We start from the raw sequence: 24,773 nt of genomic DNA, 5'->3' as shown, positions 1-24,773 counted from the left end.
GGGCCATGCCGGCTCTGGGCACAGGGTCGTTTTTTGGCCGGCACAAGAAGAGGATCGTTGCGGTTGCGGGCGCTGAGAAGAGGATCATGATGGTGACCGGTGAACCAGAGCCGAACGCCTCACCGGACGAGCCGGCGGGCAGCGCCCCGGGCCCGTCGGAGCCGGCCGGCCGTGCTCCCGCGATCCGGCCCTTCCTGCTGACCGCCGGCCGGGTGGCGGGGGGCGGCACCGGCCCGCCACTGCCGGTCGAGACCCAGATCGTCGCGACCGCGTCCGGGATATCCGTCCTGGGCTCCCTCGCCTTCGAACAACACGACATCGTCGCCGCCTGCCGACAGCCGCAGTCGGTGGCGGAACTGGCCGCGCGGCTGCGCCTCCACCTCAACGTGGTCCGGGTGCTGGCGGAGGACCTGCGCGCCGCCGGGCATCTGGCGGTCCACGTCCCGCACGCCGGCACCACCCAGGACATCTCCGTACTGCGAAGGGTTATCGATGGTCTCCGTGCCGTCCCCGACTCACGGGACACGCTCCGTGACAGCGGTTGAAGCGCCGCCGGTACCGGTCAAGTTGGTCATCGCCGGCGGCTTCGGCGTCGGCAAGACCACGGCCGTGGGCGCGATCTCCGAGATCCGGCCGCTGACCACGGAGGCCGCCATCACCGAGGTCGCGGCGGGGGTGGACGACCTCTCCCACACCCCCGGCAAAACCACGACCACGGTCGCCATGGACTTCGGCTGCATCACCATCGACCCGACGCTGAAGCTCTACCTGTTCGGCACCCCGGGCCAGGACCGCTTCGGCTTCATGTGGGACGACGTGGTCGAAGGCGCCCTCGGCGGCCTGGTCATCGTGGACACCCGCCGGCTGGACGACTGTTACGCCGCGGTCGACTACTTCGAGCACAAGAACATCCCGTTCGCCGTCGCCGTCAACGCCTTCGACGGCGAGATCCACCACGACCTCGACGAGGTCCGCTGGGCCCTCGACGTCTCCGACCACGTCCCCCTCACCGTCTTCGACGCCCGCAACACCGGCTCGGTCCGGGACGCCCTCCTGGTCGTCCTGGAAGTCGCCCTGTCCCGGGCCGAGAACGCTACGGACAAGTGATCCGCCGCGACAGCTGCGCCGCCCCGCCCGCGAACTGACTCCCACGCCACGCACCCCTGCCCCCCTGCCATCCCAAGAGCCGCGCGTCAGCAGCAATCGCAGCTTCCGTGCGGGCGTCGGGCGGTGGTCACTGTGCCGGCATCTTCACGTGGACGTTCAGGCCGCCACCCTCGCGTGGTTCCGCCCTCACCGTTCCGCCATGCGCGCGTGCGACGGACCGGACGATGGAAAGGCCCAGGCCGACCCCCTGACCGCTGCCCGCGCGTGCGCTGCGCAGCCGCCGGAAGGGTTCGAAGAGATCGTCCACCTCGTACGCGGGGATGACCGGGCCGGTGTTGGCCACGGTCAGCGAGACATAGCCGGAATCAGCTGAGGTCGACGCCTCTACCCAGCCCCCGTGGGGAATGTTGTACTGCACGGCATTTTGCAGCAGATTCAACGCGACACGTTCGAGCAGGACACCATTGCCAAGGGTGTGGACAGGCTGACGTTCACCCCTCAGCTCCACGCCGACCGCATCCGCCTTCGCACGGACCTGATCGACGGCCAGAGAGGCCTTCTCGGCAAGATCAACGCTCTTTCGCTCGAAGACCTCATTCTCGCTTCGAGCAAGAAGCAACAAGCCCTCAACGAGCTGTTCACTACGCTCGTTGGTGGCCAGGAGCGTCTTTCCCAACTGAACGAGCGCCGGCTCGGCATTCGGGTCGGACATCTGCACCTCGAGCACCGTGCGATTGATCGCGAGCGGAGTCCGCAACTCGTGCGAGGCGTTCGCGACGAACCGCTGCTGCGCGTTGAAGGCCCGGTCCAGCCGTTCGAGCATGTCGTCAAAAGTGTCCGCGAGTTCTTTCAACTCGTCGTCAGGTCCGCCCAGTTCGATGCGCTTGTCGAGATCGGAGCTGGCCACACCGCGTGCGGTGCGGGTGATGCGACCAAGTGGCGACAACACCCGCCCCGACAAGACGTACCCGAGAGCGAAGGCCAACACCGTCAGGACCATCAAAACCAGCGTGGAACGATGCAGCAGCGAGTTCAGGGCAGCATCGCGTTGATCGTCGAGGCAGGCGTCGAGAGCACCGTTGAATTCGCCCACGCTCTGGGCCTGATGGAGCTCTTGGCACACATCACTGGCCATTCTCAGATCGATGCCACCGAGGAGGTGAAAAGCAGTGCCGCTGTTGCGCAATGCCTGCGCGGTCAAGAAGTAGATGAGGAGAAGAAGCACGATCCCGGCCACCAGGAACATGCCGCCGTACAGCAGCGTCAATCTCATCCGGATCGTGGGGCGCAGCCGCGAGTAGTCCGCGGCGGAGTCATGCCGGCACCAGGGCTGCTGCCCCTGGTGCGGGGAGCGTTTCGGCCCCGACGGGTGCACCGAGTGGTGCGCCTCAGAATGACGAGCCATGACCGTAAGCCCGGTCGCTGGAGCCGTACGCCGGAATGACCGTCCCTCGCATGTCCGCGCGCGGGCCACCGCACGCAGTGGACCACTCATAGGCTCGACAATGCCTCTGTCTCCCCCACCCACCGCGCGAACAGCCGACGCCCCTGACGGGCCGGCAAGCGCCCATGTGTATCGCTACGCGCAAGGTGGCACGTGTCCTTCCCCTGGAGTGACAGCGCACCTATCGTGCCCTTAACAGGCGTAAACGGGCGGTAAGTTCGGCTCCTTCCTCGATTGCCCGATCGACCGGCGCCCGGGGAGGCACAGTCCCTCTCGCCGCCTCCGGCCGGGGTCATCCCGTGAGGCTCCATGCCGGTGCGGGGAACCGGCACGCCACGGCCTTCCCCGCCCCATCGCCCCCTTCTGCACGGAGTTGCCTCAACAGGTCGCCCGAACCTGGTGCCGCTCCTGGTTCCGGCGCCCGTCCCGTCCCCTGGGCATCGATCACCTAGGAACACCAGAAGAGGAAGCAGGTCCGCGACCGTGTGGGGCGTGGTGCGGGCGTCCGGTTCGCCCCCGTGTTGGTGGGTGACGGCTTTGGTCGGGGCGGTTCCTCGGCAGTGGGTCGGGTGGCGACGGGCGGTGCCGTGGTCGCGGATGCGGGAACCGCAGAGTGGGAGACGGCGATGCCCGATGCCGATGCCGACGGCTTCGCGGCGTGCGACGGACGAGCCGGCTCTCCCGCGGTCCGGCTCGGTGCCGGCTCCGCGGTGGCGGACGTGTCGGCGGGCGTGGGCGACGCCTCCGACTCCGTGTGCCTCCCGTGTGTCGGACCAGTGGGCAGCAGTTCCCCCGACAGGCCTGTCGCAACGACGCCGACCAGTACGACCCCGGCCGCGACGCCGAGGGCCATCTTGGTCTTGCCGCCCTTGCGGCGTCGTGCCCGGCGCGGGCCGCTGCCGCGGCGGCGCGTCGCCGACGACCGGTGGGAGACGTACGCCTCGTTGCCGTCACCGGGACCGGCAGCCGCAGACGCAGCCGCAGCCGCGTCAAAGCCGGTGGCCGTGCCGGGGTCGAAGCCTCCGTCGGCCAGGCCGGGTCCGTTGGGCTCGCCGCCCTGTTCGGGAACGGGCCCTGTCTCGTACGACTCCAGAGGCTCGTACGACTCCCGAGGCGCGTACGCCTGCGTCTGCTCATAGGTGTGCAGGGGCGGCCCGAGGCCCTCGTCGTACCCGTACGTTCCCGTGTGCTCGTAGACCGGCGGCTCGGGCACCAGCGGGACGCCGCTCCGGTAGAGGGGGTGCGGCCGTGATGGGGGGTACCCGGTGGCTACGCCACCGTGGGCATGGCCACACGCCGGGCACGGCTCCGCCCCATCGAGATAGCTCCCGCATCCAACGCAATAGGCCATGCGGTTGTCCGCTTCCTCCGGTCGCCGCCCCCAGATGGCGGCACCCTACTGGCGCGGCGATGTCCGGCCCACCCCGCCCCCTCGCCAGGTCCGAGGTATACCGATGCGCCCCTGGTGCGGCACTACGCCCTGCCGACCCCCGGCTTGCCCGGTTGGTCACGCCAGATCAAGCGCCGGCATTCCCGAACAAGAAAACAGCAGTCAGGAGAATCGTCAGAGGCCGGCCGAAGGGGCGGAAAGCCGGTCAGCGTGCCGGGCGCGGATCCAGTCCCGTTCTTCACCATCCGACTTAGGAGTCCGCCTCGGACGGAGTCAGCCAGTCCCGTGCACTCCTGGCCGTAGCGCGCAACTGCGGGTGGTCACGCACGACCTCTCGTTGGCGTTCGGCCGGCAACCCGAGTTCGTTCAGCAGATTCAGAATGACCACCGCAGTGGTGACGTCCACAATGGCGATCAGCTCCTCGAGCTTGTGGTGGGGGGTTCGCCCCTCGTGGGCCAGGTCGTTTCGCGCTCGGGTCGTCCGCCTGGCCCACCGGTCCACGTCAGGCACGAGCGTGGACAGCGCCTCCTGGTCGGGGCGGGCCGCGAGTGCGTACAACCGATCCCGAAGTGTCGGGTCATTGCGCAGTGAGCCGCGGATCCGCTTCCTGTGCTCCTCGGGCACCTGAGCAAGCATCGCTTCACTCATCGGTTGGAAATCCTCCGATGGGATCGGCGGTTCGTCGATGTCAAAGCCACGGTGCAGCACCTCAGCCGCTCCCACCGCCGTCAGAAGATTGTTCTCGACGTACCGTGCCGGCGCGTACCGAAGCCCCAGAACCATGTTCGTGGCGGACTGCAGCCGCTCGTGCATATCGCACCAGCGGGGGATGATCTCCTCGAAGGGCAGCGCCTCGCACGTGAAGAACACACGATGATGAGCGGCTGCCTTCGCATCGTGCTTCCCGACCACAGAGGGCGAGTACAGCACGTCGACATTCCGCTCCGGGCGCAGCCCGCCGGACTCCGACACGGCGTCGTCCGGGGCCAGTTTCAGGCGTACCCAGATCATGCCTGCAGCACGGTGAGTGGCAAGGGCGATCAGGTCTTGTATCAACCGGGCATAGCCCATCGCCTCACTCAATGAGGACGCCTCGCGCCGGGTGATCCGCAGGTACGCGGTATCCCGCATGCGACCAACGGTGCCGCCCCGACGCTGATCGAAGAACGGCAGCGTGTAGCGGTGCGCAAGCACGAACTCCGTCCCGTCGACGTCGACCGACCGCACCTCCACGGGCTTGACGGAGAGGGTGCCACTCCCATCAGGACGCCCGCCGGACGCACCCAGGAACCCCTCGAGCACTGACGATGCCGCCCAATGCCCGAGGTCCTCCACCGACACCTCTGTCGTGGAGAACGCCGCCTCGTCCTCACTGCCGACGTGCGCCCCGATGAGTGCCGTCGTTGCCACGACGGTCTGTTTGTCGGGGGTCTTCACCCGCGCACCGAAGGTCCGCCGGCCGCCGGCCGGAAAACAGCCGAGGAGGCTGATCTCGCGCTGATCGGCGACACCATGGATCACACCCCACGTTCGACGGCCCTCATGGACCATCAGCACACCGGGAGCAGGCGTTGTCGTGACCCGGTCCTCGAACGCGCCGATCAAAGAGAGTGTCAGGCCGCACTCGGGCTCGTAGCGGAGCACACCTGGCACCTGGTCCCCAGGGTCTTCCGGCAGCCACCACAAGCCCGCCCACTCGCCCGACGCGTCGAGATTCAGCGGCTCACTGCCCATCATGTTCACCTTTGTCGTCGTACGGAGCGTTCGGGGGTTGCAGGCACGGCACTCTTCCGAATTATTCCTGCGTGGTGTCGCGGCGAAGAAATCGACCGGGGCCGGCGACAAGGCGCGGCTCCGGGCGCTGATGGAACCGCTCCGGGTCCGATGGAGGCTTTGATGTGCCCCAGTTTGCGTGGAGTCAAGTTGCTGGCTTCCAGGCGGTCGAGGGGGTTGTCCTCAGTGCGAACCCGATGGGTGTGAGCATGCCGCCCGGTCGTCTGCCACACCGTCCGGCTGACCCTGACGGGGGCGGAGCGGCGGCTCGGAGCGGGCGTCCACACCTCAATGCCGATCAGGACGCCGTCCGCGTCGAAATCGAGGTTGCCCAGCCTCCCTGGAGACGTTGGGTGCAGGCATTCGTCTCACTGGTCGGGCCGGTTCCGTCCGGCCCGCACGTAGACGGCACCGGCGGCGGCCTCCCGTCCGCCGCGACACCGGCGGGGAGACGGTCCTGACACCTCGGTGCCACCAAGGTCCTCTTCAACGCCACGACCGGCAAGAAGCGGGCCCAGCGCGCCCATTCCCTCGGCGGCACCGCAGTGGAGGCATCGCCGCCCCTTCTCCCGTTTCACCGGCGCGTGAGAAGAGTCGGGCGGCCGCGCCCAGGGAAGTCTCGGTCGCCCCGGTCACCCCGGTCACCCCGGTCACCCCAGGAAACTCAACCGCACCTGACGGTTGGCATTGTCCTTGTTGGTGTCGACCAGGCAGACGGACTGCCAGGTGCCCAGGGCCATACGGCCGGCGATGACCGGGAGGGTGGCGTGTGGGGGGACCAGGGCCGGGAGGACGTGGTCACGGCCGTGGCCGGGGCTGCCGTGGCGGTGGCGCCAGCGGTTGTCGGCGGGGAGCAGATCGTGCAGGGCAGCCAGGAGGTCCTCGTCGCTGCCTGCGCCGGTTTCGAGTACGGCGATGCCGGCTGTCGCGTGCGGCACGAAGACGTTGAGCAGGCCGTCACGGCCGTCCGCGACGTCCCGGAGGAAGGCGGCGCACTCGGCGGTGAGGTCGGCGACGGTTTCCGTCGAGCCGGTGGTGATGTCCAGGGTGCGGCTGGTGAATGCAGAGCTCATGCGTTCATCTTCGTACGGAACGGACGCGCCGGTCGGCAAGGCGGCGGGCGCGGGTGGCAATGCCACTTCAACCTCGTAGAAACAAAGGTCCACCAGGGCCCACCAGCCGAGGCGCGATTCTCCCTGCTTTCCCAGCCCCATTGCGTCCCACTTCCCCTTCCTCCCGTTCCTCTCTCCCCTGCCGTCTCCGCACCGAAGTGTGTGGTCCCGACGGAGAGACCGGGCGAAGAGACGGCCGGGAAGAGATCACCCTCCCCCCTCCGTTAGTAGAAACATGAACTACACAGGGGTGGCCACGCTCCCGACATCGACCCCATCCGCCGCCCTCGCCCCACACGCCGACACCGACCCCGACACCGACCCCGAGACCAACACCGGGATCGGCACCGGGATCGGGAAGATCGACAAGGTCGATATCGCAGTGATCGGCGCCGGCCAGGCCGGCCTCGCTGCCGCCTTCCACCTGCAGCGAGTGGGCTACCGGCCCGACCGGGACTTCGTCGTCCTCGACCACTCCCCCCGCCCCGGGGGCGCCTGGCAGTTCCGGTGGCCGTCCCTCACGTACGGCAAGGTGCACGGGATGCATGCGCTGCCCGGGATGGAACTCATCGGCGCCGATCCGGGCCGCCCGTCGTCCGAGGTGATCGGCGCGTACTTCGAGAGCTACGAGCAGACCTTCGGGCTACGCGTACACCGCCCCGTGAGCGTCTTGGCGGTTCGCGAGGGCGAGGACGGGCGACTGCTGGTCGAGTCGTCGGAGGGGCGGTACGCGACGCGGGCGCTGATCAATGCGACCGGGACCTGGGACCGGCCGTTCTGGCCGCGCTTTCCCGGACAGGAGACGTTCGGCGGCCGACAGCTGCACAGTTCCCAGTACGAGGGGCCGGAGCAGTTCCGCGGCGCGCGGGTCGTGGTGGTGGGCGGTGGAACCTCCGCCGTGCAGCAGTTGCTGGAGATCGCGCCGGTCGCGGCGGCCACGACCTGGGTGACGCGACGGCCGCCGGTCTTCCGCGAGGGACCGTTCGGCGAGGAGGAGGGCCGGGCGGCGGTGGCACTCGTCGAGGAACGGGTCCGGCAGGGGCTGCCACCGCGAAGCGTGGTGAGCGTGACCGGACTGCCGATGACGGAGGCGATCCGGCGGGGCCGCGAGAGCGGCGTACTGGAGCGGCTCCCACTCTTCGAACGGATCACTCCGACCGGTGTGGTGTGGACGGACGGCCAGCGGGTGGAAGCGGACGTGATCCTCTACGCGACCGGGTTCCGCGCGGCCATCGACCACCTCGCCCCACTGAAACTACGAGAGCCGGGCGGCGGCATACGGATGGCCGGCACCCGCACGCTCCGCGACCCCCGCGTCCACCTCGTCGGCTACGGCCCCTCCGCCAGCACCATAGGCGCCAACCGCGCCGGCCGAGCCGCCGCACGCGACATCCGCCAACTCCTCGCGTCTGCACGCCCGAACCGCGCGCTCAGCCCCCCCCCGCAGCCCCCGCCCTCCCCACCACTCACCACCACCCCCTCCCCCTCACGCTGAGTGATAGAGTCGGGAACTAATCACTCTCCGTAATCGTTGCCGGGGTATGAGGAGGCGGCAAGAGGCGAGGAAACGGAGGCAGGCACCACGCGAGCCTGAACACGGGAAGAGGAGGACGGAGGAGGAAGGAGGCCGACACCGCACGAGCTGACGCACGGGGGAAACGGAGGCTGACACCGCGCAAGGCCGACACCGCGCAAGCCCGAAACCACAACAACCGAGAACTCGCAGCAGCCGCCAACCAGCCGAGAACCGCCCCAAGCCGCCCTACCGCTCCATCCCCAACTGCTCCGCCCGCCAACGCTCCACCCCCACCCCCTCCGCCCCTACCGCTCCAACCCCTCCCGTGCGGTTTCCGGGAGCGTGAGGTAGACGACGAACGAGACCAGGCAGAGGGCAGACACGTACCAGGGGAAGAGGTTCGCGTGGCCGGCCTGCTTGAACCACGTGCCGACGTACGGCGCGGTGCCGCCGAAGAGCGCGACGGTGAGGGAGTACGGGAAGCCGATGCCGGCGGCGCGCACCCGGGCGGGGAAGACCTCGGCGTTCACGGCCGCGGCGATCGCGGTGTAGCCGGTGAGCAGCACCATGCCCGCGCACTGCACCAGCAGCAGGGAGGCGAACGCGTCGGTGACCAGGTGGAGCAGGGGCACCGCGAGGACCGTGAAGCCCAGTGAGAAGGCGAGCAGCAGCGGTTTGCGGCCGATGCGGTCCGAGAGCAGGCCGCCGAGCGGCTGGAGGAGGGCGAAGAAGGCGAGCGAGAGGGTGCCGACGATGAGTGAATCGCCCTTGTCGAAGCCCGCGTTGACCTGGGCGTAGGTGGGGAGGTAGGTCGTCCAGGTGTAGTAGGCGATGGTGCCGCCGGCGGTGATGCCGCAGATCAGCAGGGACTGGCGGGGGTGGCGGCGGAGGGCCTCGAAGAGGCCGGGGCGGGGGGCGGCCTGCTGTTCGGCGCTGCGGGTTTCCTGTGCGCCGCGCCGGATCCACAGGCCCAGCAGGCTCAGCAGCGCGCCTCCGAGGAAGGCCACCCGCCAGCCCCACTGGCCCATCTGCCGTTCGGTGAGCAGCCCGGCGAGGAGGGCCGCCGTGCCGGAGGCCAGGAGCTGGCCGAGGGTCGTGGAGACGTACTGGAAGCTGGAGAACAGGCCGCGGCGGCCAGGGCCGGCGGACTCGACGAGGAAGGTCGTGGAGGCGGCGAATTCGCCGCCGACGGACAGGCCTTGGACGAGACGGGCGAGGACCAGCACGACGGGTGCGAGGAGGCCGGTGGCGGCGTAGGTGGGGGTGAGGGCGACGAGCAGGCTGCCGCCGCCCATGAGCAGGATGGTCACGGTCAGCGCGGTCCGCCGGCCGCGGCGGTCGGCGACCGCTCCCATCAGCAGTCCGCCCACCGGCCGCATGAAGAAGCCGACGGCGAAGACGGCGAAGGTGGAGAGCAGCGGCACCAGGGAGTTGCCGGCGCCCTTGGGGAAGACCTGGTCGGCGAAGTAGACGGCCAGGAAGGAGTACGCGTACCAGTCGTACCACTCGACGGCGTTGCCTATGGATGCGGCGGCGAGCTGGCGCAGCCGGGACGCCGGGCGGCCGTCGTCCGGCGCCCGGTCCGCGGTCAGGGTTTCGGCGTTCGACATGGTCCTCCGCTCGGTTCTTCTCCTCGGCCGGCTGCTGGGGCAGGATGAGCCGACAGGTGATCATGTACCGCGGAAGCGGATGGCCGCCAGAGGCCGGAGCGGCCGAAAGGAGATGGCAACGTGCGCGTAGCACTGTTCGTCACCTGTATCAACGATCTGCTGCAGCCGCGGACGGGCCGGGCGGTGGTGACGTTGCTGGAGCGGCTGGGGGTGGAGGTCGGCTTCCCCGAAGAGCAGAGCTGTTGTGGGCAGCCGCAGTTCAACACCGGCTACCGGCATGCCACCGAGCCGCTCGTACGGCGCTTCGACCGGGCGTTCCGGGAGTACGACTACGTGGTCACGCCGTCCGGTTCGTGTGCGGCGATGGTGCGGGACAACTACCCGCGGATCGGGGCGAAGGCACTGGCCGAGGGGCGCGGCCGGGAGCTCGCTGAGGCCTCGGCGCTGGCGGTGCCGAAGACGTACGAGCTGACCGAGTTCCTGGTGGACGTGCTGAAGGTGGAGGACGTCGGCGCGTATTACCCGCATACGGTGACGTATCACCCCACCTGTCACGGGTTGCGGATGCTGGGGCTGGGCGACCGTCCGTTGCGGCTGCTGCGGCATGTGAAGGGGCTGGAGCTGCGGGAGCTGACGGGGGCCGAGGAGTGCTGTGGTTTTGGAGGCACGTTCGCGGTGAAGAACCCGGCGGTTTCGGTGGCGATGGGCGCCGACAAGGTCCGGCATGTGGTCGCCACCGGGGCGGAGGCGGTGTGTACGGTCGACAACTCGTGTCTGCTGCACATCGGCGGCATGTTGGCGCGGCAGGGGGCGGCGGTCCGCCCGGTGCACCTCGCGGAGATCCTGGCCAGTACGGAGGAGAGCCCAAGCTCGGGCCCCGCGGAGGAGAGGCCCCATACGGGCGGTAGGGCTAGGGCCGGTGCGGAGGAGAGCCCCCACACGGAGGCCGGCACAGAGGCCGGCGGGCGTGGCACGGAAAGTGGCGGGTGCGGGCGATGAGTGGGACGTACTTGGGTATGCCGGCCTTTCCGCGGGCCGCGGCCGTCTCGACGCGGGACGGGCAGTTGCGCGCGAACCTCACGCATGCCACCCACACCATCCGCGACAAGCGGGCCAGGGCCGTGGCGGAGCTGGACGACTGGGCGCAGTTGCGGGCCGCGGGTGCCGCGGTGAAGGACCGTACGCTGCGGCATCTCGACCGTTATCTGGAGCAGTTGGAGGCGGCGGTCGTCGCGGCGGGTGGCCGGGTGCACTGGGCGGCCGACGCGGCGGAGGCCAATCGGATCGTCACGGAGCTGGTGCGGGAGACCGGCGAGCGGGAGGTCGTCAAGGTCAAGTCGATGGCGACACAGGAGATCGGGCTCAACGAGGCGTTGGAGCGGGCCGGGATCCGGGCGTACGAGACGGATCTGGCGGAGTTGATCGTGCAGCTCGGGGAGGATCTGCCGTCGCACATCCTGGTGCCGGCGATCCATCGCAACCGTGCGGAGATCCGGGACATCTTCCGGCGGGAGATGGGGCGTTGGGGCCGTCCGGCGCCGGAGGGCCTGTCCGATGCGCCCGCGGCGCTGGCGGAGGCGGCGCGGCTGCATCTGCGGGAGAAGTTCCTGACCGCGAAGGTCGGGATTTCCGGGGCGAACTTCATGGTCGCCGAGACCGGCACGCTGGTGGTGGTGGAGTCGGAGGGCAACGGGCGGATGTGTCTGACCCTGCCGGAGACGCTGATCTCAGTGGTGGGGATCGAGAAGGTGGTGCCGACCTGGCGGGATCTGGAGATTTTCCTGCAGTTGCTGCCGCGTTCGTCCACCGCGGAGCGGATGAATCCGTACACCTCTACGTGGACGGGGACGGTGGACGGGGACGGGCCGCGGACGTTTCATCTGGTGCTGCTGGACAACGGGCGGACGGACACGCTGGCCGATACGGTCGGGCGGCAGGCGCTGCGCTGTATCCGGTGTTCGGCCTGTCTCAATGTGTGCCCGGTGTACGAGCGGGCCGGCGGGCATGCCTACGGGTCGCCGTATCCGGGGCCGATCGGCGCCATTCTCACTCCTCAACTACGGGGGCTGTCCGGCCCGTTGGAGGAGTCGCTGCCGTATGCGTCGTCGTTGTGCGGGGCGTGTTACGAGGTGTGTCCGGTCGCCATCGACATCCCGGAGGTGCTGGTGCATCTGCGCGAGCGGGTGGTGGAGGGTGGTCCTGGGGTCCGTGGTGGGGCGCGGGTGGTACTGAAACCGGCCAAAGGACATGCCGCTGAGCGGGCGGCGATGCGAGCGGCGGCCTGGGCGTTCGATCATCCGGGGGTGCTGCGCCGCGGGATGCGGCTGGCGGCGCGGACGCGGGGGCTGCATCCGCGGCGGCTGCCGGGGCCGGGGCGGGCGTGGTCGCAGGCCCGTGATCTGCCGGTGGTGCCGGCTGAGTCGTTCCGTGACTGGTGGCGGCGCACCCGTGGCGGGCCGGCCGGGCAGCCGTCCTATGGGGAAGGGCGAGGTGAGGGGCAGTCGTCCCGTGGGGAGGGGGAGGCGAAGTGAGCAGCAGGGATGTGGTGTTGGCGCGGGTCCGGCGGGCGCTTTCCGATGTGCCGCGGGGTGCGGGGCCGGGTGGTGCGGAGGCGGGCGAGCCGCCTCTGGTGCGGGACTACCGGCGGGTGCACGGGGCGCGTACGGCGGCGGAGACGGTGGATCTGCTGGCCGAGAACCTGGCGGATTACCGGGCGTTGGTGCACCGCGGTGATGTGGCCGGGCTGCCGGCGCTGATCGGCCGGCTGCTGGCGGAGCGGGGGGCGCGGAGTGTGGTGGTGCCGCCGGGATTGGAGCGGGGGTGGTTGGCCGCGGTGGGGGCGGAGGTGGTCGAGGACCGTGCGGAGCAGACGGCGCGGGAACTGGATGGCGTGGACAGTGTGGTGACGGGGTGCGCGGTGGCGATTGCGGAGACCGGCACGCTCGTGCTGGATGCGGGCCCTGACCAGGGCAGACGGCGGATCACGCTGGTGCCCGATCATCATGTGTGTGTGGTCCGGGTGCCGGGGCAGGTGGTCGGGTCGGTGCCCGAGGCGTTGGAGCGGCTGGTTCCCGGGCGGCCGCTGACGTGGATTTCCGGGCCCTCGGCCACCAGTGACATCGAGCTGGACCGGGTGGAGGGGGTGCACGGTCCGCGGACGCTGGAGGTGGTCCTGGTGGAGGGGGCCGGGGGTGGGGTGGTGAGCGGGGGCTGAGGCGGGGTCCGGCGGGTGGCCGGAGGGCGACCGCGCCAGGTGTGCGACCCCGTTGTCAGTGGGGATTCCTACACTGATCGGGATGTCTTTCGCACGCTCGGTGCGGGGCCGGCGCCCGGGGGGAGGGAGCGGACCATGCTGCGGCAGGAGGTCGGCGCACGGCGTTCCGGCGTGGCCGGGGGCGGGCCCGCGCCCGTTCCGGGGCCGCCGTCCTCGGCCGACGGTCCGCCGTCGGCCCCGTCCCGGCTGCTGACGTGGCTGGCGCGGTTAGGGGTGCCGGCGGCGGCGTTCGCGGTGTTCCAGACGCTGGTGGGGATCCTGCCGCAGAATCTGGCCGGTGAGGCGGCGCGGTACTGCCTGGCGGCGACGGCCGGGGTCGGGGTGGGTGCGGTGGTGTGGCTGTCGGCGGCGCTGGTGCGGGCCCGGGCGGCGGCCGCGGCGGGTCGTGGGGTGGCGCCGCCGGGGCCGGTGGCGTCGTCGGCGGGTTCGTTGCCGGAGTTGATGGACGGTGCGTACGAGGCGTTGCGGCGCGGGCTGTCGGTGGTCGAGGTGCCCGGCCACGGGCCGTTGACGGGCTGGCCGCATTCCCTGGCGGAGAGCGAACCGCCGGTGCATCCGACGGCGTTCGGTACGGCGTACGGGCTGCATCTGCTGCTGGACATCGCGCCGTACGACGGGCGGATACGCGCGGGTGAGGTGGCGGAGACGTTGTGGCGGCTGCGGCTTCCGGGTGGTGGCTGGGCGGCGCGTTCGCAGGGCAGTGGGGCGCGTCCGGAGGTGACCGCGGTGGTGCTGGGTGCGCTGGCCCGGGCGGGTGCGGATCCGCGGTTGCTGGAGGCCGAGATCCATTCGTGCGAGGCGTTGCTGGATCCGGATCATGATGCGTTCGGGCTGGCGAACACGTATGTGGTGACGAATGTGCTGCGCGGGCTGTTGCGTGCGGCGCCGGGGTCGGCGTCGCTGGGCGGGCTGCGGGCGGTGCTGGTGGGCGGTGCCACGGGTGATCCGGCGCGGGGTCATCACCGTTGTTGGGGTGCGGCGTTGGCGACGGGTCGGGGAAATCCGGCGCCGTCGGCGGTGCATACGGCGCGGGCGGTGGTGACGCTGGACCGGGCCGCGCGGGTGCTGGGGGAGGATGCCCGGCAGCGTGCGGTGCGGGAGGAGGGGCTGCGCTGGTTGCTGGCGGGGGCGGCGCTGCCGGGGGCGGGTGCGGCCGATCTGGCGAACTGTCAGGAGGAGGTGCGGCGGCCTGGTCAGGACGATCCGTTGCATCAGGAGCTGTTGTCGGTGAGGCATTTCGGGGCGGCGTGGGTGGCGCGGGCGCTGATGACCGACGGGGCGCGGCAGGTGGCGGCGGAGGGGGTGGGGCCGGCGGTGTGGGAGGCCCAGTTGGCGGCCGCGGTGGCGCGGGTGCGGGGGATGCAGCGTGGCGGGGTGTGGCGGTGGGACGACGGGCCGATGGGCAATCCGGTGTGGATGGCGTATCAGGGGCTGTCGGTGCTGCGGCGGTATGCGCTGATGTCCTACCGGCCGTGAGGCGGTGAGTGCGGGCCGCCGACCGGCCATGGCGAGCCGGCGCCCACGCGGCGTGACGGCCCGGCGCCCACGCGGCGTGACGGGCCGGCGCCGACGTGGCGTGGCCGGCCGGTGGACGGGGCCGGTGGAGTACGGCGCGTGGCGGGCCGGTGGGCGGTGCCGGTGGAGTACGGCGCGTGGCGGGGTCGGTGGGCGGTGCCGGTGCGGGTGGACGGGAGGCGGAGATGCAGATCGAGGAGGTGCGGCGGCTGCTGGTGGACCGGCTGGGCGGTGGGCCGCGGCCGCCGTCGCCCGAGTCGGCGCGGGCGGTGGTTGCCGAGTTGGCGCGGCCAGAGGTGCTGGGTCCGTTGACGCGCCGATTATCCGCCGGTGCGGTGGACCTTCCGGAGTGCACCCGGCTGTCGTACCGGCATGTGCTGGGTTTCGACAAGCTGGTGTTGTTGTCGGGGGCGCCGCGGTTCATGCTGCGGGTGCATTTCTGGCCCGGGCCGGTGGGTGCGGAGCCGGAGGACATCCACAACCACCGGTGTGCGATCGCGTCGGCGGTGGTGCGGGGCCGGGTGCGGATGGAGTGTTACGAGCCGGCGGCGGAGGGAGTGCCGGCGGTGGTGTACCGGGAGACGATCGACGGGCCGGGCGGGGCCTGGCGGTTGCGGCGGGTCGGTGAGGCCCGGCTCCGGCTGGTGCGTGACGAGCGGTACGGGGCGGGCCGGAGTTACGGGCTGGACGCCCGTACGCTGCACCGGGTGGTGAGCGAGGAGCCGACGGTGACGCTGTTCCTGGAGACCGCCCCGCAGCGCTCGGTGACCGATGTGTACGTCAGGGTGCGCGGCCGGGCCGGCGGGGTCAGTGACGACCGCGCCGGGCGGGCGGGGCGGGCCGTTCCGCCGCCCAAGACTCCCCTCGCACCGGCCGTGTATCTTGCCGAACTCGACGCGCTGGCACGGTCTTTGGGCTGGTGAAGGGGGTGGGGGCGAGGCCCTGGTAGCCGTAGCGGGCGGTCATGGTGCGCAGTCCGGAGGCGTCCAGCCGGCCGCCGAAGACCTGGCGGATCACGCCGAGGTTGTAGGCGTCGACGCCGGCCTCGGCGAGTTCGGCGGGCCGGGCCCAGAGGTATGCCTGGTCGGGGCTGGGCAGGACGACGTCGAGGGTCAGGGGCCGGACGAGGAAGTTCTCCTGGTGGTTGCGGACCCGCCGGCCCTGGTAGTCGCTGAGGAAGCTGGCGGATCCGGTGTGGGCGACGATGGCGCCGAGGAGCCCGGTTTCTTCCTTGAGCTCCCGTAGGGCGCCGCTTTCGGAGGTCTCCCCCGGTTCCAGCTTGCCGCAGGGGACGCCCCATGCGCCGGGCAGGAAGCGCTCGCGGTAGCTGCGGCGGACGATCAGCACGCGGCCGTTGTGGACCACCACCGCCGCGGCGAGACGGGGAGGGGCTGCTGTCTGGTTCATCGCACTTCTCGCATTCCGAGAGGACGGGCGGCCCGGACTTCTCGTGATCCGAGAGGACGGGCGGCAGGCCCGTGGCGGACGTCCACCGTACCGGCCGGTGCTACGGGGTGGACCGGGTGCGGCGGCGTGGCGAACGGTGAACTGGCGTGCGTCGGGCTCGTATTGGCGGCGCGTGCTTTCGACGTCCGCGGCGGGCCGCGAGCCGGCCCGCGCCCGGCTCGTCAGGTACCGGTCCACGGGGGGGCGACGCTGGGCCGTGACGCCGCCTCGCGGTATTTCCGTGGTCACCGCATCGCCGTATTTCCGTCGTCGGGTACCCGTGGATCGGCCACCGAATCCTGCAGCAGGAACCAGGGAGGGGGGCCGTTTCGAGGGTGACCCTGGCATGCGTAGGCGGCCGGTGCGTACGCAGCTCAGAGGGCTGGGTGGGCCGGGCGCCGGCCAGCAGACTCGCTGTCGTCGCCACCGGGCGATCGGCAGAGAGGCAGGCAGACAGATCATGCGGCAGACCGTGCATCAGAACAGCAACGGGAACAATGGGAACAACGACAACGACAACGACAACAACGCCAGCAACAGCGGCAACAACGGCAACGCGCTCGACTGGCAGCCCGGTTGGGCGGCGTCCGTGCAGCGTCCCAGTGTGGGGTTCCACGACAACTGGGCGCTGGAGGGTTTCGCGGACCAGACCGTGCGTCAGGTGGTCCGGGTCACCGGTTCCGGTACGGCGGCCCGGATCGTGCTCTCGAACCGGTACGGGACCGAGCCGCTGGAAGTGGCCGGCGCGACCCTGGCCCGTACCGGGGAGGGTGCCGGGGTACGGGCGGGGACGGTGCGGCGGCTCCTGTTCGGCGGGGCGGCGGGGGTGCGGATTCCGGCGGGCGGGGAGGTGCGCAGTGATGCCGTCGAGGTGGCGGTGGCGCCGTTCGAGTCGCTGACCGTGTCGCTGTATTTCGCGCGGCCGACGGGTCCCGCGACCTTCCACGCCCAGGCGTACGCCACGGCGTACCGGGCCGCCGGGGACCGGCTGACCGATACGGGCCCGGCGGCGTTCGGGGAGACGACGGTGTCGTGGTACTTCCTCGCGGCGGTGGAGCTGGCGGACGACGGGCCGGCGCGGCGGGACACGGTGGTGGTTTTCGGTGATTCGCTCACCGATGGTTTCGGTTCGACGATCGACGCCAACGGGCGCTATGCGGATGCGCTGGCCGAACGGCTCGCGGAGCGGGGCGGGGTGCGGCCGGTGCTGAATCAGGGCATCGGGGGGAATCTGCTGCTGAGCGATTCGGCGTGGTTCGGGGAGCGGGCGGCGGGGCGGTTCCGGCGTGATGTGCTGGACCGGCCGGGTGTGCGTTCGGTGGTGGTCCTGGTGGGTTTGAACGACATCGGGTTCAGCGAGATCGATCTGCCGACGTACAAGCCGAATCCGGACCGGTCCGCGGACGAGCTCATCGCCGGTTACCGGGAGTTGATCGCGGGGGCGCGGGCGGCCGGGGTGCGGATCGTCGGGGGGACGATCCTGCCGTTCAAGGGGGCGGAGTACCACACTCCGGGTGCGGAGGCGAAGCGGCGGAAGGTGAACGACTGGATACGGGCCTCGGGCGAGTTCGACGCGGTCGCGGACTTCGCGGCGGCGTTGGCGGACCCGGGCGATCCGGAGGCGCTGGCGGCGCGCTTCGACAGCGGCGACCACAAGCACCCTGGTGACGAGGGGTATCGGGTGATGGCCGAGGCGGTCGATCTCGCGGCGCTGTGAGGGTGGCGGGGTGGCCGGGAAGGGCCCGGGACGGGCAGGGGTGGGGGCGGCGGCCGCCCCGACCGGTCAACCGGCCGCCGCCACCCCGGATGTTACCCACGGGTCACTTGTTCGGCCATCATCTGCTCGCCGGGCGGGGTGAGGCGTGCGTCACGCCGGACCAGTGCCGCATAGCGGCCGTCGGCGGCGAGCAGTTCGTCGTGGGTGCCGCGTTCGGCGATCCGGCCGCCGTCCAGGACGACGATCTGGTCGGCGTCGCGGACGGTGGAGAGGCGGTGCGCGATGGTGAGGGTGGTGCGGCCGGCGGACAGTTCGTCGATGGCCTGCTGGACGGCGTGTTCGGTGCGGGTGTCCAGGGCGCTGGTCGCCTCGTCGAGGACGAGTACCGGCGGGTCGCGCAGGATGGTACGGGCGATGGCCAGGCGCTGCTTCTCGCCGCCGGAGAAGCGGTAGCCGCGCTCGCCGACGAGGGTGTCGTAGCCGTCGGGGAGGGCCGCGATGTGGTCGTGGATCTGGGCGGCCCTGGCGGCGCGGTGGATCTCGTCGTCGGTGGCGTCGGGTTTGGCGAAGCGCAGGTTGTCGGCGACCGAGGCGTGGAAGAGGTAGGTCTCCTGGGAGACCACGCCGACGGCGCGGGCGAGGGTGTCGAAGTCGAGGTCGCGGACGTCGGTGCCGTCGAGGGTGACCCGGCCCTCGGTGACGTCGTAGAGGCGGGGGACGAGGTAGCTGAGGGTGCTCTTGCCGCTGCCGGTGGGGCCGACGACGGCGAGGCTGCCGCCGGCGGGGACGGTCAGGTCGATGCCGTCGAGGGTGGGGGCGGCGTCGGGGTCGTAGCGGAACCGTACGTTCTCGAACCGGATCTCGCCGCGCGGGGCGGGGATGCGGACCGGGTCGGCGGGTTCGGTGATGGCGACCGGCAGGTCGAGGTACTCGAAGATGCGCTGGAAGAGCGCGAGGGAGGTCTGCATCTGGACGCCGGTGGACAGCAGGGAGACGGTCGGGCGCAGCAGGCCCTGCTGGAGGGAGACGAAGGCGACCAGGGTTCCTATGGAGAAGACGGGTCCGCCGAGTTGGAGGACGAGGCCGGCGGCCCAGTAGATGAGGGCGGGCATGGCGGCCATGACGATGCCGATGGTGGCCATCCGCCAGCGGCCGGCCATGTTGGCGCGGACCTCCAGGTCGACCAGGCGCTCGGATTCGCCGGCGAAGTTCTTGGTGAGGGAGTCGGCGCGGCCCATGGTGCGGCCGAGCAGGATGCCGCTGACCGAGAGGGATTCGGTGACCATCGCGGACATCGCGGCCATCTGCTTCTGCCGCTGGGTGGTGATCTTCTTGCGTTCGTCGCCGACCCGGCGGCTGATCCAGACGAAGAGCGGGAGCAGCAGGAGGGAGACGACGGTCAGCCGCCAGTCGAGGGCGAGCATGGCGCAGACGGTGGCGGTGACCGAGGTGAGGTTGGAGACCAGGGAGGTGGCGGTGGAGGTGACCGTGGCCTGCATGCCGCCGATGTCGTTGGCGATCCGGGACTGGACCTCGCCGGTGCGGGTGCGGGTGAAGAACGCCAGGGGCATCCGCTGGAGCTTGGCGTAGACGGCGGTGCGCAGGTCGTGCATGACGCGCTGGCCGACGGTGGTGGACAGCAGGGTCTGCAGGACGCCGAAGACGCTGGTGGTGACGGCGGTGGCGATCATGCCGAGGGCGAGCAGGGTGAGCAGTCCGGTGCGGCGGCCGGGGATGGCGACGTCGAGGATCTCGCGGAGGAGGAACGGCGAGGCCACGGAGACCAGGGAGGAGGCGCCGACGAGCAGCCCGACGAGGGCGAGCCGGCCGCGGTAGGGGCGGAAGAGGGCGAGGATCCGCCGGAGCTGGACCGGTGCGTCGGGGTCCTTGGGGGGCGGTGTCCATTGGGGTTCGTCGCGGTGCATGGGCTCCTACGAGGGGTACGGGACAGCGGGACTTCACTGAGCCTAGCTCATTGTTACCTATACTCACAATGAACGAGGTCCTGATACTCTCGGGGCATGCCCTCCCCTGAGCCGACGGTCAGCAGCAACCTCGCCGAACAACTGGTGCGGCTGACCCGCCGGATGCACCGCGCGCAGAAGCGCCACATGGCGCACCTGGACATCGCCTTCACCCCCGCCCAGTCCCGGGTGCTGCGGATCGTGGACCACTGCCGCGACACCCCGCCGCGGATGGCCGATCTCGCCCAGCGGCTGGAGGTCGTACCCCGGGCGGTGACGACCCTGGTGGACGCCCTGGAGGCGAACGGCGCGGTCCGCCGGGTGCCGGATCCGGCCAACCGGCGCGTGGTGCGGATCGAACTGACCGACACCGGCCGGTCCACGCTGCGCGCGTTGCGCAGCGCGCGCCGGGCCGCCGCGGAGGAGATCCTGGCTCCGCTGACCGCCGATCAGCGCGAGGTGCTCGGCGGACTGCTGTCCACCCTGGTCGACGGGCCGGGTGACCCGCACTGACCTGACGCCCCCTCAAGCGGAGGAGTGCCCGCGATGCCCTTGCTGGAGCCGAAGCCCGGGGCCCTGCGGCCCACCGCCGGCGGCCGCCCGGCGCCCGACCGGGTGGCCGGCCACCTGGCGTCCGGCACCCCCGAGCCGCTGCGCGGTGACCTCATCGCGCTGCTCGGCCCGGAGAAGGTCCTGCACACCGTCTCCGACCTGGTGCGCTACGCCTCCGACGCCAGCCCGTACCGCTTCGTCCCGCAGGTCGTGGTGGTGGCCGAGGACGTCGACGACATCTCCGCGGTCTTCTCCTACGCCCACGGCAAGGGCCGGAAGGTGGTCTTCCGGGCCGCCGGTACCTCCCTCAACGGGCAGGCGCAGGGCGAGGACATCCTCGTCGACGTGCGGCGGCACTGGACCGGCGTCGAGGTGCTGGACGGCGGCGCGAGGGCCCGGATCCGGCCGGGCACGACCGTGCTGCGCGCCAATGCGGCCCTGGCCCGGTACGGGCGGCTGCTCGGCCCCGACCCGGCCAGTGCGATCGCCTGCACCGTGGGCGGGGTGGTCGCCAACAACGCCTCCGGGATGACGGCCGGCATCACCCGGAACTCCTACCGGACGCTGGCGTCGGCCACCGTCGTCCTGCCGTCCGGCACGATCGTGGACACCGCGGACCCGGACGCCGACGCGGAACTGGCCCGGGCCGAACCGGCGCTGTGCGCGGGCCTGCTGGCACTCAAGGCGGAGATCGAGGCGGATTCCGCGCTGGTGGCCCGGATCCGCGCCAAGTACGCGATCAAGAACACCAACGGCTACCGGCTCGACGCGTTCCTGGACGGCGCGACGCCGGTGGCGATCCTGCGCGGGCTGATGGTCGGCTCCGAGGGCACCCTGGGCTTCCTCGCCGAGACCGTCTTCGACACCCTGCCGCTGGACCGGCACACCGCCGGCGCGCTGCTGTTCTTCCCGTCGCTGGGCGCCGCGGCCGCGGCCGTACCACACTTCACCGCGGCCGGCGCGCGGGCGGTGGAGCTGATGGACGGCAACACCCTGCGCGCGTCGGTGGCCGTGGCCGGGGTGCCGGCGGACTGGGCGGCGCTGCCCAAGGAGACCACGGCGCTGCTGGTCGAGTTCCGGGCGCCCGACGAGGCCGCGCTCGGGGAGTACGAGGAGGCCGCGGCGCGGGTGCTGGCCGGGCTGGACCTGGTCGCGCCGGTCGCCTCCGTCACCAACGCCGTCACCCGGGACCCGCATGTCCTCGGCGGTTACTGGAAGGCCCGCAAGGCGTTCGTCACCGCGGTGGGCGGCTCCCGGCCGGCCGGGACGACGCTGATCACCGAGGACTTCGCGGTGCCGCCGGCGCGGCTGGCCGAGGCGTGTACGGCGCTGCTGGAGCTGCAGGCCCGGCACGGCTTCGACGCCGCGGTCGCCGGCCACGCCGCCCACGGCAACCTGCACTTCCTGCTCGCCTTCGACGCGGCCGAGCCGGACGACGTGGCGCGCTACGCCGCGTTCATGGCGGACTTCTGCCGGCTGACCGTCGAGCGTTTCGACGGCTCGCTGAAGGCCGAGCACGCCACCGGCCGCAACATCGCCCCGTTCCTGGAGCTCGAATGGGGGCCGCGGGCCACGGAGTTGATGTGGCGGATCAAGGAACTGGTCGACCCGGCCGGCATTCTGGCCCCGCGCGTCCTGCTCGACCGCGATCCGCGGGCGCATCTGCGCGGGCTGAAGACCATCCCCCGCATCGAGGCGATCGCCGACCCGTGCATCGAATGCGGCTTCTGCGAACCGACCTGCCCCAGCAAGGACCTCACCACCACGCCCCGGCAACGGATCGTGCTGCGCCGCGAGATGCTCCGCCAGCCGGCCGGATCGGCGGTCACCGGCGCACTGCTGGACTCCTACGGCTACGACGCGGTGGACACCTGCGCCGGCGACTCGACCTGCATGCTCGACTGCCCGGTGGGCATCGACACCGGCAGGCTGATGAAGGACTTCCGGCACCGGCGCCACTCCCCGCGCGAGGAGTGGCTCGCGGAGCGGACCGCCCGGCGGTTCGGGGCGGTCGAGCGGGCGGCGCGGCTGGCGGTGGCGGCCGCGGACCGGTTCGGCGACCGGCCGGCGGCCGCGCTGACCCGGGCCGCCCGCCGGGCCGTCCGCCCCGATCTGGTGCCGGAGTGGCTGCCGCGGATCCCGGGCCCGGCGGCCCGGCGGCTGCCGGTGACCCGGCGGACGGGCGCGGCCGCGGTCTACTACCCGGCCTGTGTGAACCGGATCTTCGGGGAGCCCGAGGGGCACCGGGGGCCGTCGCTGCCCGAGGCGGTGGTGGCGGTGTCCGGGCGGGCGGGCCGGCCGGTGTGGATCCCCGGGGACGTGCCCGGGACGTGCTGCGCCACGATCTGGCACTCCAAGGGCTATCAGCGCGGCACGGCGCTGATGGCCAACCGCGTCGTCGAGGCGGCCTGGGGCTGGACCGCCGGCGGGCTGCTGCCCCTGGTGGTGGACGCGTCCTCATGCGCGCTGGGCCTGGCCCGTGAGGTCGTGCCGTATCTGACGCCGGAGAACCGCGCGCTGCACGCCGAGCTGACCGTCGTCGACTCGGTCGTCTGGGCCGCAGAGGAGCTGCTGCCGCGCCTCGACGTACGGCGGACGGCCGGCTCCGCGGTGCTCCATCCCACCTGTTCCATGCGGCACTTGGGGGACGAGGCGCAGTTGCGGCGGGTCGCCGAGGCGTGTGCGCGGGAGGTGGTGGTGCCGGCCGACGCGGGGTGCTGCGCGTTCGCCGGGGACCGCGGGATGCTGCACCGGGAACTGACCGGGGCGGCGACCGCGAAGGAGGCGGCGGAGGTCACCGCGCGCCCCTTCGACCTGTATCTGTCGGCGAACCGGATGTGTGAGATCGGGATGGACCTGGCCACGGAGGGCCGAGGCTACTGCTCGGCCCTCCTGGCGCTGGAGCGGGCGACCCGTCCCGACTGACCGGGTCAGCCGCCGACGTGCAGCGCCACCGCGCTCCTGGCGGGCACGGTGACCTGTGCCTTGCCGTCGTCGCCGACGGTGACCGTGTGCCCGTCGCAGGAGGACGGCGCGGCGTGCACCACGTCGCAGTACGTGCCGGCGGGCAGGGAGGTCGCGAAGGTCCGGGTCAGCGCGGCGTCCCCGTTGTTGAGGGCGACGAAGCCCTTGCCGCTACGGGCGAAGGCGAGGGCGCTGCCGCCGTCGTCCCACCAGTTGGTCAGCTCGGCTGCGCCCACCGCGTTGCGGAAGCCGACCATGCCGGTGATCTCCCGCTTCGCGTGCTCGTCGGTCCAGCCGCTGGTCCCGCTGGGCGGTCCGGCGTCCTTGTCGGTCCACTCGTAGCCGGAGTAGACGTTGGGTGAGCCGTAGGGCGAGGCGAGCATGAAGACGTTGGCGAGGGTGTGGGCGGCGCCGTCCTTGTAGGTGAGGGTGGAGCCGTTGCGTTCGGTGTCCCAGTTGTCGACGAAGGTGCGGGCCTTGTCGCTGCCGAGCTTGCCGTCGGCGATCGACTTCAGCTGGGCGATGTTGCCGCTCTGGAAGGCGCTCTTGAGGTGGGCGCCGTAGCGGAATTCGTCGACGTCGCCGGTGCCGGTGTATTCGTCGGGCCGTACCGCCTCGCCGGCGCCGTAGATGACCTCCTGCACCCAGAATCCGGGGTCCTTCATCTTGCCCTTGACGGCGGCCAGGTCGGTGGCGGAGATGTGCTTGGCGGCGTCGATGCGGAAGCCGTCCACGCCCAGTGAGCGCAGGTCGTCGAGGTACCTGGCGAGGGTGGTGCGGACGTAGTCGCTGCCGGTGTCGAGGTCGGCGAGGCCGACCAGTTCGCAGTTCTGGACGTCGTCGCGGTTGGTGTAGTCGGAGATGCTCTTGCGGCAGCCGTGGAAGTCCCAGTCCTGGTAGAAGCCGGGGTAGTGGTACTTGGTGTACCGGGTGCCGCCGGTGCCGGTGCCGGAGCCGGCGGCCATGTGGTTGATGACCGCGTCGGCGATGACCTTGACGCCGGCGGCGTGGCAGGCGCGGACCATCGAGGCGAAGGCGTCGCGGTCGCCGAGCCGGCCGGCGATCTTGTAGCTGACGGGCTGGTACGAGGTCCACCACTGCCCGCCCTGGATGTGCTCCGAGGCCGGCGAGACCTCCACGTAGCCGTAGCCGGCCGGACCGAGTTGGTCGGTGCAGGCCTTGGCGACGTCGACGTACTTGCGCTCGAAGAGGGTGGCGGTGACGGTCTTGTGGCCGGGCGGGGTGGCCTGGGAGGGCCACGGGGCGACGGTGGCCAGGCCGACCGCGGCCACTATTCCGGCGAGCGTCCCGCCCAGCACACGGGAACGTTGCTGCATGGTGTGGCTCCTTCGTCATGGGGCACGGCCGTGCCGTACCGCGCCCACGAG

At 71.2% G+C, this 24,773-nt stretch carries 18 protein-coding genes; 11 read left to right on the top strand and 7 right to left on the bottom strand.

Annotation, left to right across the window (positions count from 1 at the left end; all coding sequences use genetic code 11):
- The first annotated feature begins 86 nt into the window (after positions 1-86).
- Together ACFV1J_RS16195 and ACFV1J_RS16190 are read left to right on the top strand one after the other, a co-directional pair.
- Positions 87-545: a DUF742 domain-containing protein gene (locus ACFV1J_RS16195; RefSeq protein WP_385858438.1), complete on the top strand. Its 459-nt coding sequence runs from the start codon at positions 87-89 to the stop codon at positions 543-545.
- Positions 493-1,107 carry an ATP/GTP-binding protein gene (locus tag ACFV1J_RS16190; protein ID WP_385858436.1) on the top strand — a complete coding sequence of 205 codons (615 nt, stop codon included), beginning with the start codon at positions 493-495 and terminating at the stop codon, positions 1,105-1,107. Before ACFV1J_RS16195 ends, ACFV1J_RS16190 begins: the two co-directional genes overlap by 53 nt.
- Before the next feature lie 127 nt (positions 1,108-1,234).
- Here the strand turns inward: ACFV1J_RS16190 and ACFV1J_RS16185 are convergent, their stop codons facing one another.
- The 3 genes from ACFV1J_RS16185 to ACFV1J_RS16175 form a co-directional block, all read right to left on the bottom strand.
- Positions 1,235-2,512: a sensor histidine kinase gene (locus ACFV1J_RS16185; protein ID WP_385858434.1), complete on the bottom strand. Its 1,278-nt coding sequence runs from the start codon at positions 2,510-2,512 to the stop codon at positions 1,235-1,237.
- Between the two features lie 1,679 nt (positions 2,513-4,191).
- Positions 4,192-5,679, bottom strand: a complete 1,488-nt coding sequence (locus tag ACFV1J_RS16180; protein ID WP_385858552.1) for a HEPN domain-containing protein — start codon at positions 5,677-5,679, stop codon at positions 4,192-4,194.
- Between the two features lie 686 nt (positions 5,680-6,365).
- Positions 6,366-6,788 carry a secondary thiamine-phosphate synthase enzyme YjbQ gene (locus ACFV1J_RS16175; protein WP_385858432.1) on the bottom strand — a complete coding sequence of 141 codons (423 nt, stop codon included), beginning with the start codon at positions 6,786-6,788 and terminating at the stop codon, positions 6,366-6,368.
- A 274-nt stretch (positions 6,789-7,062) separates the two neighbouring features.
- Here ACFV1J_RS16175 and ACFV1J_RS16170 point away from each other — a divergent pair, with 274 nt between their 5' ends.
- Positions 7,063-8,322 carry an NAD(P)-binding domain-containing protein gene (locus ACFV1J_RS16170; protein WP_385858430.1) on the top strand — a complete coding sequence of 420 codons (1,260 nt, stop codon included), beginning with the start codon at positions 7,063-7,065 and terminating at the stop codon, positions 8,320-8,322.
- Between the two features lie 326 nt (positions 8,323-8,648).
- Here the strand turns inward: ACFV1J_RS16170 and ACFV1J_RS16165 are convergent, their stop codons facing one another.
- Entirely contained in the window at positions 8,649-9,953 is a 1,305-nt protein-coding gene (locus ACFV1J_RS16165) for an MFS transporter (protein ID WP_385858427.1), read from the bottom strand.
- 120 nt (positions 9,954-10,073) lie between these two features.
- Here ACFV1J_RS16165 and ACFV1J_RS16160 point away from each other — a divergent pair, with 120 nt between their 5' ends.
- The 5 genes from ACFV1J_RS16160 to ACFV1J_RS16140 all read left to right on the top strand — a co-directional run bounded on the left by ACFV1J_RS16160 (position 10,074) and on the right by ACFV1J_RS16140 (position 15,665).
- Positions 10,074-10,952 carry a (Fe-S)-binding protein gene (locus ACFV1J_RS16160; protein ID WP_385858425.1) on the top strand — a complete coding sequence of 293 codons (879 nt, stop codon included), beginning with the start codon at positions 10,074-10,076 and terminating at the stop codon, positions 10,950-10,952.
- Positions 10,949-12,484 carry a lactate utilization protein B gene (locus tag ACFV1J_RS16155; RefSeq protein ID WP_385858422.1) on the top strand — a complete coding sequence of 512 codons (1,536 nt, stop codon included), beginning with the start codon at positions 10,949-10,951 and terminating at the stop codon, positions 12,482-12,484. Before ACFV1J_RS16160 ends, ACFV1J_RS16155 begins: the two co-directional genes overlap by 4 nt.
- A complete protein-coding gene (locus ACFV1J_RS16150; RefSeq protein WP_385858420.1) occupies positions 12,481-13,167 on the top strand; it encodes a lactate utilization protein C in 687 nt (228 codons plus the stop codon). The genes ACFV1J_RS16155 and ACFV1J_RS16150 overlap by 4 nt, the downstream gene beginning before the upstream one ends.
- 135 nt (positions 13,168-13,302) lie before the next feature.
- Entirely contained in the window at positions 13,303-14,703 is a 1,401-nt protein-coding gene (locus tag ACFV1J_RS16145; protein ID WP_385858417.1) for a hypothetical protein, read from the top strand.
- A 176-nt stretch (positions 14,704-14,879) separates the two neighbouring features.
- Positions 14,880-15,665, top strand: a complete 786-nt coding sequence (locus tag ACFV1J_RS16140; protein WP_385858415.1) for a hypothetical protein — start codon at positions 14,880-14,882, stop codon at positions 15,663-15,665.
- Here the strand turns inward: ACFV1J_RS16140 and ACFV1J_RS16135 are convergent.
- The gene (locus ACFV1J_RS16135; protein WP_385858413.1) at positions 15,550-16,149 is read right to left on the bottom strand and encodes an NUDIX hydrolase; all 600 of its coding nucleotides are present in this window, start codon (positions 16,147-16,149) and stop codon (positions 15,550-15,552) included. The genes ACFV1J_RS16140 and ACFV1J_RS16135 overlap by 116 nt on opposite strands.
- Before the next feature lie 499 nt (positions 16,150-16,648).
- Here ACFV1J_RS16135 and ACFV1J_RS16130 point away from each other — a divergent pair, with 499 nt between their 5' ends.
- Positions 16,649-17,905, top strand: coding sequence for an SGNH/GDSL hydrolase family protein (locus ACFV1J_RS16130; protein ID WP_385858411.1), 1,257 nt, complete (start codon positions 16,649-16,651; stop codon positions 17,903-17,905).
- 92 nt (positions 17,906-17,997) lie between these two features.
- Here the strand turns inward: ACFV1J_RS16130 and ACFV1J_RS16125 are convergent, their stop codons facing one another.
- Positions 17,998-19,830, bottom strand: coding sequence for an ABC transporter ATP-binding protein (locus tag ACFV1J_RS16125; RefSeq protein ID WP_385858409.1), 1,833 nt, complete (start codon positions 19,828-19,830; stop codon positions 17,998-18,000).
- 96 nt (positions 19,831-19,926) lie between these two features.
- Here ACFV1J_RS16125 and ACFV1J_RS16120 point away from each other — a divergent pair, with 96 nt between their 5' ends.
- A complete protein-coding gene (locus tag ACFV1J_RS16120) occupies positions 19,927-20,382 on the top strand; it encodes a MarR family winged helix-turn-helix transcriptional regulator (protein WP_265364392.1) in 456 nt (151 codons plus the stop codon).
- A gap of 33 nt (positions 20,383-20,415) precedes the next feature.
- On the top strand, positions 20,416-23,346 hold the full coding sequence (locus ACFV1J_RS16115; RefSeq protein ID WP_385858406.1) for an FAD-binding and (Fe-S)-binding domain-containing protein: 2,931 nt from the start codon (positions 20,416-20,418) through the stop codon (positions 23,344-23,346).
- 5 nt (positions 23,347-23,351) lie between these two features.
- Here ACFV1J_RS16115 and ACFV1J_RS16110 read toward each other — a convergent pair whose 3' ends face one another.
- Positions 23,352-24,722 (bottom strand): alpha-amylase family protein, encoded by a 1,371-nt coding sequence (locus ACFV1J_RS16110; RefSeq protein WP_385858404.1) that lies wholly within the window; start codon positions 24,720-24,722, stop codon positions 23,352-23,354.
- Positions 24,723-24,773: the final 51 nt, after the last annotated feature.

The organism is Streptomyces sp. NPDC059649 (genome assembly GCF_042734445.1).
Classification (GTDB): Bacteria; Actinomycetota; Actinomycetes; order Streptomycetales; family Streptomycetaceae; genus Streptomyces.
Note: the sequence above shows the minus strand (reverse complement) of the source record. Positions and strands in the feature narration are given on the sequence as shown.

What these genes read in the sequence shown, in the direction of transcription:
- ACFV1J_RS16195 (WP_385858438.1), top strand. Translation starts at nt 87, where the DNA reads ATGATGGTGACCGGTGAACCAGAGCCGAACGCCTCACCGGACGAGCCG.
- ACFV1J_RS16190 (WP_385858436.1), top strand. Translation starts at nt 493, where the DNA reads ATGGTCTCCGTGCCGTCCCCGACTCACGGGACACGCTCCGTGACAGCG.
- ACFV1J_RS16185 (WP_385858434.1), bottom strand. Translation starts at nt 2,512, where the DNA reads ATGGCTCGTCATTCTGAGGCGCACCACTCGGTGCACCCGTCGGGGCCG.
- ACFV1J_RS16180 (WP_385858552.1), bottom strand. Translation starts at nt 5,679, where the DNA reads ATGATGGGCAGTGAGCCGCTGAATCTCGACGCGTCGGGCGAGTGGGCG.
- ACFV1J_RS16175 (WP_385858432.1), bottom strand. Translation starts at nt 6,788, where the DNA reads ATGAGCTCTGCATTCACCAGCCGCACCCTGGACATCACCACCGGCTCG.
- ACFV1J_RS16170 (WP_385858430.1), top strand. Translation starts at nt 7,063, where the DNA reads ATGAACTACACAGGGGTGGCCACGCTCCCGACATCGACCCCATCCGCC.
- ACFV1J_RS16165 (WP_385858427.1), bottom strand. Translation starts at nt 9,953, where the DNA reads ATGTCGAACGCCGAAACCCTGACCGCGGACCGGGCGCCGGACGACGGC.
- ACFV1J_RS16155 (WP_385858422.1), top strand. Translation starts at nt 10,949, where the DNA reads ATGAGTGGGACGTACTTGGGTATGCCGGCCTTTCCGCGGGCCGCGGCC.
- ACFV1J_RS16145 (WP_385858417.1), top strand. Translation starts at nt 13,303, where the DNA reads ATGCTGCGGCAGGAGGTCGGCGCACGGCGTTCCGGCGTGGCCGGGGGC.
- ACFV1J_RS16135 (WP_385858413.1), bottom strand. Translation starts at nt 16,149, where the DNA reads ATGAACCAGACAGCAGCCCCTCCCCGTCTCGCCGCGGCGGTGGTGGTC.
- ACFV1J_RS16130 (WP_385858411.1), top strand. Translation starts at nt 16,649, where the DNA reads ATGCGGCAGACCGTGCATCAGAACAGCAACGGGAACAATGGGAACAAC.
- ACFV1J_RS16125 (WP_385858409.1), bottom strand. Translation starts at nt 19,830, where the DNA reads ATGCACCGCGACGAACCCCAATGGACACCGCCCCCCAAGGACCCCGAC.
- ACFV1J_RS16120 (WP_265364392.1), top strand. Translation starts at nt 19,927, where the DNA reads ATGCCCTCCCCTGAGCCGACGGTCAGCAGCAACCTCGCCGAACAACTG.
- ACFV1J_RS16115 (WP_385858406.1), top strand. Translation starts at nt 20,416, where the DNA reads ATGCCCTTGCTGGAGCCGAAGCCCGGGGCCCTGCGGCCCACCGCCGGC.
- ACFV1J_RS16110 (WP_385858404.1), bottom strand. Translation starts at nt 24,722, where the DNA reads ATGCAGCAACGTTCCCGTGTGCTGGGCGGGACGCTCGCCGGAATAGTG.